The 10,414-nt window shown below is 66.2% G+C and carries 10 protein-coding genes; 9 read left to right on the top strand and 1 reads right to left on the bottom strand.

Annotated features, from left to right (window positions below):
* Positions 1-194: 194 nt before the first annotated feature.
* The 7 genes from ndk (at position 195) to der (ending at position 6,811) form a co-directional block, all read left to right on the top strand.
* On the top strand, positions 195-620 hold the full coding sequence (gene ndk / locus AC1VAN_RS03065) for a nucleoside-diphosphate kinase (protein WP_008265389.1): 426 nt from the start codon (positions 195-197) through the stop codon (positions 618-620).
* A gap of 10 nt (positions 621-630) precedes the next feature.
* Positions 631-1,836, top strand: coding sequence for a dual-specificity RNA methyltransferase RlmN (rlmN, locus tag AC1VAN_RS03060; protein ID WP_480985244.1), 1,206 nt, complete (start codon positions 631-633; stop codon positions 1,834-1,836).
* On the top strand, positions 1,823-2,608 hold the full coding sequence (gene pilW / locus AC1VAN_RS03055) for a type IV pilus biogenesis/stability protein PilW (protein WP_032977559.1): 786 nt from the start codon (positions 1,823-1,825) through the stop codon (positions 2,606-2,608). The genes rlmN and pilW overlap by 14 nt, the downstream gene beginning before the upstream one ends.
* An 18-nt stretch (positions 2,609-2,626) precedes the next feature.
* On the top strand, positions 2,627-3,487 hold the full coding sequence (locus tag AC1VAN_RS03050) for a helix-turn-helix domain-containing protein (RefSeq protein WP_431602223.1): 861 nt from the start codon (positions 2,627-2,629) through the stop codon (positions 3,485-3,487).
* Positions 3,488-3,551: 64 nt separating this feature from the next.
* Positions 3,552-4,190: a YfgM family protein gene (locus AC1VAN_RS03045; RefSeq protein WP_025874997.1), complete on the top strand. Its 639-nt coding sequence runs from the start codon at positions 3,552-3,554 to the stop codon at positions 4,188-4,190.
* The gene (gene bamB, locus AC1VAN_RS03040) at positions 4,190-5,398 is read left to right on the top strand and encodes an outer membrane protein assembly factor BamB (protein WP_088100629.1); all 1,209 of its coding nucleotides are present in this window, start codon (positions 4,190-4,192) and stop codon (positions 5,396-5,398) included. The genes AC1VAN_RS03045 and bamB overlap by 1 nt, the downstream gene beginning before the upstream one ends.
* Positions 5,399-5,413: 15 nt before the next feature.
* Positions 5,414-6,811 (top strand): ribosome biogenesis GTPase Der, encoded by a 1,398-nt coding sequence (gene der / locus AC1VAN_RS03035; protein ID WP_478013535.1) that lies wholly within the window; start codon positions 5,414-5,416, stop codon positions 6,809-6,811.
* Between the two features lie 77 nt (positions 6,812-6,888).
* Here der and AC1VAN_RS03030 read toward each other — a convergent pair whose 3' ends face one another.
* Positions 6,889-7,476: a GNAT family N-acetyltransferase gene (locus AC1VAN_RS03030; RefSeq protein WP_442252299.1), complete on the bottom strand. Its 588-nt coding sequence runs from the start codon at positions 7,474-7,476 to the stop codon at positions 6,889-6,891.
* On the opposite strand from AC1VAN_RS03030, the gene moeB reads away from it, so the two are divergent.
* Positions 7,475-8,611, top strand: a complete 1,137-nt coding sequence (gene moeB, locus AC1VAN_RS03025; RefSeq protein WP_313446562.1) for a molybdopterin-synthase adenylyltransferase MoeB — start codon at positions 7,475-7,477, stop codon at positions 8,609-8,611. The two genes, AC1VAN_RS03030 and moeB, sit on opposite strands and share 2 nt — an antisense overlap.
* Positions 8,612-8,855: 244 nt before the next feature.
* The coding region (locus AC1VAN_RS03020) for a monovalent cation:proton antiporter-2 (CPA2) family protein (protein ID WP_480985243.1) at positions 8,856-10,414 on the top strand (1,559 nt) is incomplete at its 3' end.

Below are 10,414 nucleotides of genomic sequence, written 5' to 3'. Positions count from 1 at the left end.
GGGTAGTGTCGGCCGCTGGCCGGCAGCCCCCAGGTTGAATGGCGGCCAATGCCGGCCAGCGGCCGGCACTACCACCCTGCCGCTTTATCTTTTACAATCCGTGCACGTTTATCAGGCTAAGCCCGCGTTTCGACGCGGCTTTTTTTTTGTTACCCTTCGGGCCATCAGCGGCCCGATTCCATTGGAGACATCCCATGGCGCTGGAGCGCACCCTTTCGATCATCAAGCCGGACGCCGTTGCCAAGAACGTCATCGGCGAAATCTACGCCCGCTTCGAAAAGGCCGGCCTGAAGGTCGTGGCCGCCAAGTACAAGCAGCTGTCGCGCCGTGAAGCCGAAGGCTTCTACGCCGTGCACCGCGAGCGTCCGTTCTTCAACGCACTGGTCGAGTTCATGATCTCCGGCCCGGTGATGATCCAGGCCCTGGAAGGCGAGAACGCCGTCCTGGCACACCGCGACCTGCTGGGCGCCACCAACCCGAAGGAAGCCGCTGCGGGCACCATCCGCGCCGACTTCGCCGAATCCATCGATGCCAATGCCGCCCACGGCTCGGACTCGGTCGAGAATGCCGCGATTGAAATCGCGTACTTCTTCGCCGCCACCGAAGTCGTCTCGCGCTGAGAGTAATGCCGTGAACGAGGTCGTACAGAAAATCGCCATCCAGCCGCTGCCGAAGTCGGCACCCACGGCTGGCAAGCAGAACCTGCTCGACCTCGATCGCGCGGGCCTGGAGAAGTTTTTCGTCGAGGTTCTCGGCGAGAAGAAATTCCGCGCCCATCAGGTGATGAAGTGGATCCACCATCGCTACGTCACCGAGTTCGATGAGATGACCGACCTCGGCAAGGTTCTGCGCGCCAAGCTGCAGGAGCATGCCGAGGTSCTSGTCCCGAACATCRTSTTCGACAARCCCTCCRMCGACGGCACCCACAAGTGGCTGCTGGCGATGGGCRYSGATGGCAAGAACGCCATCGAGRCSGTSTACATCCCSGACAAGAMCCGCGGCACGCTGTGCGTGTCCTCGCAGGTCGGTTGTGGCCTGAACTGCACGTTCTGCTCCACCGCCACCCAGGGCTTCAACCGCAACCTGACCACCGCCGAGATCATCGGCCAGGTGTGGATCGCGGCGCGCCACCTGGGCAACGTGCCGCACCAGATGCGCCGCCTCACCAACGTGGTGATGATGGGCATGGGCGAGCCGTTGATGAATTTCGACAACGTCGTGCGTGCCATGAGCGTGATGCGCGACGATCTGGGCTACGGCCTGGCCAACAAGCGCGTGACCCTGTCGACCTCCGGCCTGGTGCCGCAGATCGACCGCCTGTCCACCGAAAGCGACGTGTCGCTGGCGGTGTCGCTGCATGCGCCGAACGACGAGCTGCGCGAGACCCTCGTGCCGCTCAACAAGAAGTACCCGATCGCCGAGCTGATGGCTTCGTGCGCACGCTACCTGCGCGCCAACAAGCGCCGCGAATCGGTCACCTTCGAATACACCCTGATGAAGGGCATCAACGACCAGCCCGAGCACGCCCGCCAGTTGGCGCGGCTGATGCACCAGTTCGACAACGCGGTGCAGGCCAGGGACTCGGGCAAGGTTAACCTGATCCCGTTCAACCCGTTCCCGGGTACCCGCTACGAGCGTTCCGAAGAAGCGCATATCCGCGCCTTCCAGAAGATCCTGCTCGACAGCAACGTGCTGACCATGGTGCGCCGCACCCGTGGCGACGATATCGACGCCGCCTGTGGCCAGCTCAAGGGCCAGGTGATGGATCGCACGCGCCGCCAGGCCGAGTTCAACAAGACGCTGCAGGCGGGGAAGGGGAGCGATGCCGCGGCCTGACCGCTTCTGGCTGGCGCTGCTTGCAGCCGTGCTGGCCCTCTCGGTCACCGCTTGCAAGTCGCAACCCAAGGCCAAGCTGGGCCCCAGCCAGGCGACGGTCTATTCGGTCCGCGACCCCGAAGGTGTTCGCCGGCAGGTCCGCGCCGCGGATCTGCTCGCCTTGGCCGCCCGCGACATGCAGAGCGGCAACCTCGATGCGGCCGAGCGCAAGACGCGCGATGCGATCAAGCTGGCGCCTGCCGACCCCGATGCACTGGTGCTGCTGGCCGGCATCGATGATCAGCGTGGCCGCACCCGACAGGCCGGGGAAGGTTTCCGCAGGGCCGCCGAACTGGCGCCGCAGCGGGGGGACGTGCTCAACAATTATGGTGCCTGGCTGTGCCAGAACGGACAGGCTGCCGAGTCGCTGGCCTGGTTCGATCGTGCGCTGCAGGCGCGCAGCTACACCACGCCGGCCGAGGCGCAGGCCAACGGCGGCAGCTGTGCGTTGGATGCCGGGCAGCTTGATCGCGCCGAACGCAACCTGCGTGCCGCCCTGTCCCAGGTGCCTGGCAACCCGGTCGCGCTGGAGGCGATGGCCCAGCTGAGCTTCCGTCGCGGCCAGTTCATGGAAGCTCGGGCCTTCGCCGAACGTAGGATTGCGGCTGCACCGGCCACGCGTTCCGTGTTACAACTTGCGTCTCAAATCGAGGCGCGGCTGGGTGATCAGGCAGCATCTGATCGCTATCTTCAGCGGATTCGACAGGAATTTCCGCAGGACGCGGGCTCCTAACTCCAGGGTTGATGCATTGTGATTGATGACCAGACTGTGAGCGATCTCGAGACTGTGGCCGGCTGCGGCACCCGCCTGCGCCAGGCCCGTGAGGCCGCCGGACTGACCCTTGAAGACGTCGGCCAGCGCCTGCGCATGCCGGTTCAAGTGGTGAGGTCGCTCGAGCAGGAGCAGTGGGAGAAGCTGGGGGCGCCGGTGTTCGTGCGCGGCCAGCTGCGCAGCTATGCCCGCCTGCTCGGCGTCGACGTCAGCGAACTGCTGGAACAGGCCCAGGTTGGACCGGTGGTTCCGCCGACGCTGGTCAGCCACACCCATACCCCGCGTGCGCGCCGGATCGCCGAGAATCTCGGCCGCCGTGCGCTGTATGTCGGTATTACCGCCGTGCTGGCGGTCCCGGTCTGGTTCGCCACCCGTGGTCACTTCGATGGCACCGCACCTTCGCCGAACACTGCCTCGCTGGATGTGATCCCGGCCGCCGTACCGGTTACCCCGGCCGGTCCCGGGTCCGCCGCCGCGGCACCCGCCGAAGTGGCGGCCGCACCTGTCACCAAGCCGACTGCTACCCCCTACGTTGCCTCGCTGGCCCCGGTGCCACGCGCTGCGCCGGCCGCTGCTGCCAACCTGGACATGCAGTTCAGTGGCGACAGCTGGGTCGATATCGCCGGTCCGGATGGCGGCAGCGTAGAGAAGGCGTTGATCAAGGCGGGCGAGACCCGCAGCTTCACCCCCGGCCAGGTGGCCCGGGTCACCCTGGGCAACGCCTCGGCGGTCCAGGTTCAGCAGAATGGCGCTATCGTCGATCTGACGCCCTATCAGCGAGCCAACGTGGCACGCTTTCAGGTATCCTCTGAAGGCTCCGTTGTCCCGGTTTCACACTGAGGCGCGGTTTCACCACCTTCGATAATCCCAATGGTCCCTCCCGATGGGCGGGGCGAGAGTACGCATGGCGATCGACGACCTGCTCGACGAGCACGAACAAAGTGAACGCGTCCGCAGCTGGCTGCGGAAGAATGGTGCCAGCATCCTCGGTGGCGTAGTCATCGCCATCGGTGCCATTGCCGGCTGGCAGTGGTACCAGAAGGATCAGGGCGGCAAGCTGGCTTCGGCCAATGTCGAGTACCAGAAGGCCCTGGTGGGCCTGCAGCAGAACAAGCTCGACGACGCTGCGAAGGCGGTCAAGGCGCTGGAGGCTGGCCCGTCCAGCATCTACGGCGACCTGGCTGCGCTGCAGCTGGCCAAGGCCCAGGTCGATGCCGGCAAGAATGAAGAGGCGCTGGCCACCCTGCGCGCGGTGAAGGTCGAAGGCGACCTGCAGCGCGTGGTCGACCAGCGCGTGGCACGCTTGCTGGTGGCTACCGGCAAGGGCGATGAAGCGATCAAGCTGCTGGGCAGCGCCACCGACAGCAGCAGCCTGGAAATCCATGGCGATGCGCTGATGGCGCAGGGCAAGCGTGACGCGGCCCGCGAACAGTATGAGAAGGCGCTGAAGACGCTGGACGTGGCAGCGCCGCAGCGGCGACTGCTGGAAACCAAGGTTATGGACGCCGGCGGCACCGTCGCCGCCCCTGCGGAGTCGGTTTGATGAGTCAGAAGGTCATGATCACGCGCGTCGCCACCGTACTCCTGCTTGGCATGGCGCTGTCCGGTTGCAGCACCATGAAGGGCTGGTTCGCCGGCAAGGACGCAGCAGCGAAGAAGGCACAGGAGCCGGCGGAACTGGTGAAGTTCGAGCCGACCCTGAAGGTCAACAAGGCCTGGTCGGTCAACCTGGGCAAGGGCGAGCGCCGCATCGGCGTACGCCAGGGCCCGGCAGTGGCCAATGGCCATGTGTTCGCCGCGGCGATCACCGGTGGCGTGCACGCCATCGACCTGCAGACCGGCAAGAAGGTCTGGACCTGGGAGCCGAAGAAGGAAAAGAAGAAGGCCAAGCTGCGGCTGTCCGGTGGTCCGGGCGTCGGCGAGAACCTGGTGGTCATCGGTACCCTCGATGGCCAGGTGATCGCGCTGGACATCAACGATGGCAGCGAGAAGTGGCGCGCACGCGTGCCCAACGAAGTCATCGCCGCACCGGCCATTGCCCAGGGCATGGTCTTCGTGCGCAGCAATGATGGTCGCGTCACCGCGTTCGATGCCGGCAACGGCACCCAGAAGTGGTTCAACCCCAGCGAGCTGCCGGCGCTGACCGTGCGTGGCAACGCGGCGGTGGTGGCGGGTCCGGGCGTGCTGTTCATCGGCAAGGACGAGGGCAGCGTTGCTGCGCTGGCCATGCAGGACGGCCGCACGCTGTGGGACCAGAACGTGGGTACCGGCGAAGGCCGTACCGAGCTGGACCGCATGGCCGACGTCGATGGCGCCCCGGTGCTCGACGGCAACACGCTGTTCGTGAGCAGCTTCAAGAACCAGACCATGGCCATCGAAGGCCCGACTGGTCGCCCGATGTGGGCGCGTGACCACGGCGGTGCCGGCGGTGTGGCGGTGTCTTCGGGCAATGTTTTCGTTACCGACAACAAGGGCGGCGTGTTCGGCCTGGACAAGGCCAGCGGCGCGGCGATGTGGTCGCAGACCGCACTGGCCCGGCGCTCGCTGACCGGTCCGGCGCTGCACGGCGACTACGTGGTGGTCGGTGACTACAAGGGATACCTGCATTGGCTGCAGGCCTCCGATGGCGCGATGGCGGCGCGGGCGAAAAGCGGCGGTGATGCGCTTCTGGCCCAGCCAATCGTCGTCGATGGAGTGCTGCTGGTGCAGAACGTTGATGGCAAGCTGACCGCATTCCGGTTGGCAAATTAATACGGAGTAATCGCGATGCTGCCTTTGGTCGCCCTGGTTGGACGGCCGAATGTCGGCAAGTCGACCATATTCAATGCACTGACCCGTACACGTGACGCCCTGGTCCATGACCAGCCCGGCGTCACCCGGGACCGCAACTATGGCGTCTGCCGGCTTGACGAGGACAACCATTTCCTCGTCGTCGATACCGGCGGCATCGCAGAGGAAGAAGAAGGCCTGGCTGGTGCTACCACGCGCCAGGCCCGCGCTGCCGCTGGCGAAGCTGACCTGATCCTGTTCGTCGTCGATGCCCGCGAGGGCACCTCGGCGATGGACGATGAGATCCTGGCCTGGTTGCGCAAGCTGTCGCGCCCGACGCTGCTGCTGATCAACAAGATCGACGGCACCGACGAAGACACCGTGCGTTCGGAGTTCGCCCGCTACGGCTTCAGCGAGATGCTGACCTTGTCGGCTGCCCATCGCCAGGGCCTGGACGACCTGCTTGACGAGGTCATCCAGCGCCTGCCGGAAGAGGGCAGCGGCGAAGAGCTGGACAACGATCCGAACCGCATCCGCATCGCCTTCGTCGGTCGCCCCAACGTGGGCAAGTCGACCCTGGTCAACCGCATCCTCGGCGAAGAGCGTATGATCGCTTCGGACGTTCCGGGAACCACCCGCGATTCGATCTCGGTGGACCTGGAGCGCGATGGCCGCGAGTACCGCCTGATCGACACCGCCGGCCTGCGTCGCCGTTCGCGCGTGGACGAAGTCGTCGAGAAGTTCTCGGTGGTCAAGACCATGCAGTCGATCGAGCAGTGCCAGGTGGCCGTGCTGATGCTCGACGCCACCGAAGGCGTGACCGACCAGGACGCCACCGTGCTCGGCGCCGTGCTGGATGCCGGCCGCGCGCTGGTGATCGCGATCAACAAGTGGGACGGCCTGACCGACTACCAGCGTGAGCAGGCGGAAACGATGCTGTCGCTGCGCCTGGGCTTCGTGCCGTGGGCTGAATCGGTGCGCATCTCGGCCAAGCATGGCTCGGGCCTGCGTGAGCTGTTCCGTGCGGTGCATCGCGCGCACGAATCGGCGAACAAGACCTTCACCACCAGCGAAGTGAACAAGGCGCTGGAAGTGGCCTACGAGACCAACCCGCCGCCGACCATCCGCGGCCACGTCTCCAAGCTGCGTTACGTGCACCCGGCCGGCGCCAACCCGCCGACCTTCATCGTGCACGGCACCCGCCTGAAGGAACTGCAGGAGTCGTACAAGCGCTACCTGGAGAATTTCTTCCGCAAGCGCTTCAAGCTGATCGGTACGCCGGTGCAGTTCATCTTCCGCGAGGGTGCCAACCCGTACGAAGGCAAGAAGAACGTGCTGACCGAACGGCAGGTCAAGGCCAAGCGGCGCTTGATGAAGCACGTCAAGGGCAAGTGATTCACGAGAGGCGGCCGCAGGGCCGCCTTTCTCGTTGTGGCGATCCTGTCGGTAGTGCCGGCCGCTGGCCGGCAACCTCAGCCAGGCAGCCCCGGCACCGGAATCCGATAGATCACCGACGCAAACTTCGCGCTCTGCTCGGTGCCGACCACCTGGCCGCCCAGTGCTTCGGCAATCCGCCGGCTGGCCACGTTGTCCACCGCCACCGGGTAGCGATAGGCGACCGCAGCGAGCCGTTCCGCGCACCAGTGGACGACGGCGCGCACTGCCTCGCGGCCGTAGCCCTGTCCGTGCTCGCGCTCGCTTATCCAGATGCCAAGCTCGGGTTCGCCCTCGGTAGCGCGGTGCACGGCGGCGATGCCCACAAAGCGTCCGTCCTGCAGATGCCGGATCACGAACGTGTATTCCGCGCCTTCCTCGATCAGGCGCAGCCATTCCTGGCCGATCTTTTCGAATGCCGCAAAAGAGTCCGGCGGATCGAATGCCATGAAGCGGGTCAGCGTTGGCGTGATGCCGGCGAAGACCTCGGGGCCGTCGGCGCATGAGAACGGCCGGAGCACCAGGTGCTCGGTCTGTACGGGATTGATCGATGGTTTCACCGGCCAGAGGGTCCTACGCGCCGTCGGCTCCGTCAACATGGGGCCCGGCTCTACAATGGACGCCATGAGCATTCCAGAGCTTTCCCCCGAGCGGGCGCGCGCGCGCGTGGCCCATGGTGCGGTGCTGATCGACGTGCGCGAGGCGCACGAGCGGGCCGGCGGCATGGCCGAGGGCGCGCGTGGCGTGGCCAAGGCTGAACTTCTGGCCGACCCGGCCGCGCACCTGCCGCTACCGGAACAGGAAATCCTGCTGATCTGCCAGAGCGGCAAGCGCTCTTCCGATGCAGCGCAGGCGCTGCTGGATGCGGGCTACACGAACGTGACCTCCGTTGCCGGCGGCACCGTGGCCTGGCGCGAGCTGGCGCTGCCGTTGGTGCAGCCACTGACCAGCGCCGCCGACCGCGATTTCTATGACCGCTATTCTCGCCACCTGCTGCTGCCGCAGGTGGGCGAGGCTGGGCAGCGCCGCCTGCAGCAGGCTCGGGTGCTGGTGCTGGGCGCGGGTGGCCTGGGCGCGCCGGCTGGCTTCTACCTGGCGGCCGCCGGGGTAGGCCACCTGCGTTTTGCCGACCACGACCGTGTCGAGCGCAGCAACCTGCACCGGCAGATCGTGCATACCGAGGCCAGCGTCGGCCAGCTGAAGGTTGATTCGGCACGTGAGCGGCTGCTGGCGTTGAACCCGTCCATCGAGGTCGAGGCCGTGCCCGAGCGGGTCACCTCGGAGAACGTGGACCGCCTGCTGCAGGACGTTGACGTGGTGCTGGATGGTTCGGACAACTTCCCGTTGCGCTACCTGCTCAACGACGCCTGCATCAAGCACGCCACGCCGATGGTCTACGCCGCCATCGAGCGCTTCGATGGCCAGGTGAGCGTGTTCGATGCCGGCCGCCAGCGCGGCGTGGCGCCGTGCTACCGCTGCCTGTTCCCGGAGCCGCCGCCGTCGGAGTTCGCGCCGAACTGTTCCGAGGCCGGCGTGCTGGGCGTGCTGCCCGGCCTGGCAGGTGTGCTGCAGGCCACCGAGGTGCTGAAGCTGCTGCTGGGCATCGGCGAACCGTTGGTGGGCCGCCTGCTGCGCTTTGACGCGCTGGGCATGCGCTTCCGCGAGACCCGCATCGGGCCGGACCCGCAGTGCGCGGTGTGCGCGCCGGGCGTGCCGTTCCCGGGGTATATCGATTACGCCGCGTTCTGTCGGGGCGGGTGAGGGCGGGGCGGGGGCGGGGCCCTGGTAGATGCCGACCTTGGTCGGCGCTTGTGCCAACCAAGGTTGGCGCCTACCGAATCGGGTTGGCGCCCACCGAGGGGCGCGCACGGTTTCGGGATGATGCCTAGGGCCACTCCCGCTATCGTTCCATCTCCAAGACAATAAAACGCAACACACGTGCTATTGCCGTCATCGGTGTTGCTCTATCGTTGAGGCCGATTTCGATTTCCGGGGAACCCACCGCATGGCGGTAGAAGCAGCGACCAGCGAGCTGGTCAAGGTCGTCGCCCTGTTGGGCGCAGCGGTGGTGATGGTGCCGCTGTTCCGTCGGCTCGGCCTGGGCTCGGTGCTGGGCTACTTCGCCGCCGGCCTGGCGATCGGCCCGTTCGGGCTGGGCTGGTTCTCCGACCCGCAGGCGATCCTGCATACCGCCGAACTCGGCGTGGTCATGTTCCTGTTCGTCATCGGCCTGGAAATGCGGCCCTCGCACCTGTGGAGCCTGCGCAAGGAAATCTTCGGGCTGGGCACGCTGCAGATCGTCACCTGCGCGCTGGTGCTGACCAGCATCGCCAAGCTGTTCGGGCTGCCGTGGCAGATCGCCTTCATCGGCGCCACCGGTTTCGTGCTCACCTCCACCGCAGTGGTGATGCAGCTGCTGGCCGAGCGCGGTGACATCGCGCTGCCGTCGGGGCAGAAGATCGTCTCGATCCTGCTGTTCGAAGACCTGCTGATCGTGCCGTTGCTGGCGCTGGTCGCGTGGATGGCTCCGGCTGCGGGCAGTGCCGATGGCGAAGGTTCGCGCTGGATGTCGGTGGCGATCGGCGTGGGCGCCATCGTCGGCCTGGTGCTGGTGGGCCGCTTCCTGCTCAATCCGCTGTTCCGCGTGCTGGCCGAATCGAAGGCGCGCGAAGTGATGACCGCCGCCGCACTGCTGGTGGTGCTGGGCGCGGCGCTGCTGATGCAGCTGTCCGGGTTGTCGATGGCGATGGGCGCGTTCCTGGCCGGCGTGCTGCTGAGCGAATCGACCTTCCGCCACCAGATCGAAGCAGACATCGAACCGTTCCGCGGCATCCTGCTGGGCCTGTTCTTCCTSAGCGTGGGCATGGCGCTGGACCTGGGCGTGGTGGCCGGCAACTGGCCGATGATCCTCGGTCTGGTGGTGGCGCTGATGGCGGCCAAGGCGTTGTGCATCTACGTGGTTGCGCGCCTGATGGGCAGTGACCATGCGCAGGCGCTGGACCGTGGCGTGCTGATGGCGCAGGGCGGCGAGTTCGCCTTCGTGCTGTTCTCCGCCGCAGCCAGTGCCGGGGTGATCAGCCTGGACATCAATGCCAACTTCACCGCCGTGGTGGTGCTGTCGATGGCGCTGACGCCGCTGGTGGTGCTGGTCTACAAGCGCGTGGCGCCGACGCCGACCGTCAGCCTGGAAGGCGTGGATACCGCCGATGGCCTGTCCGGCAGCGTGCTGMTGATCGGCTTCGGCCGCTTCGGCCAGGTSGYSAGCCAGTCGCTGCTSGCYCGCGRCGTGGACGTGACCATCATCGACAACGAYGTGGAGATGATCCACAACGCCGAGCGCTTTGGTTTCAAGATCTATTACGGCGACGGCACCCGGCTGGACGTGCTGCATGCCTCTGGCGCGGGCAGTGCACGGGCGATTGCGGTGTGTGTGAACAATGCCGAGGATGCCGACCGCATCGTCGAACTGGTTGCTCATCAATTCCCGCAGGCCAAGCTGCTGGTGCGCTCGTTCGACCGCGAACATTCGCTGCGGCTGATCCATGCTGGCGTGGACTTCCAGAT

This window comes from Stenotrophomonas sp. 05L44_2 (genome assembly GCF_056665995.1).
Note: the sequence above shows the minus strand (reverse complement) of the source record. Positions and strands in the feature narration are given on the sequence as shown.

Excerpts from the sequence above, each read along its gene's own strand:
- ndk (WP_008265389.1), top strand. The coding sequence starts at position 195 with ATGGCGCTGGAGCGCACCCTTTCGATCATCAAGCCGGACGCCGTTGCC.
- pilW (WP_032977559.1), top strand. The coding sequence starts at position 1,823 with ATGCCGCGGCCTGACCGCTTCTGGCTGGCGCTGCTTGCAGCCGTGCTG.
- AC1VAN_RS03045 (WP_025874997.1), top strand. The coding sequence starts at position 3,552 with ATGGCGATCGACGACCTGCTCGACGAGCACGAACAAAGTGAACGCGTC.
- bamB (WP_088100629.1), top strand. The coding sequence starts at position 4,190 with ATGAGTCAGAAGGTCATGATCACGCGCGTCGCCACCGTACTCCTGCTT.
- der (WP_478013535.1), top strand. The coding sequence starts at position 5,414 with ATGCTGCCTTTGGTCGCCCTGGTTGGACGGCCGAATGTCGGCAAGTCG.
- moeB (WP_313446562.1), top strand. The coding sequence starts at position 7,475 with ATGAGCATTCCAGAGCTTTCCCCCGAGCGGGCGCGCGCGCGCGTGGCC.
- AC1VAN_RS03030 (WP_442252299.1), bottom strand. The coding sequence starts at position 7,476 with ATGGCGTCCATTGTAGAGCCGGGCCCCATGTTGACGGAGCCGACGGCG.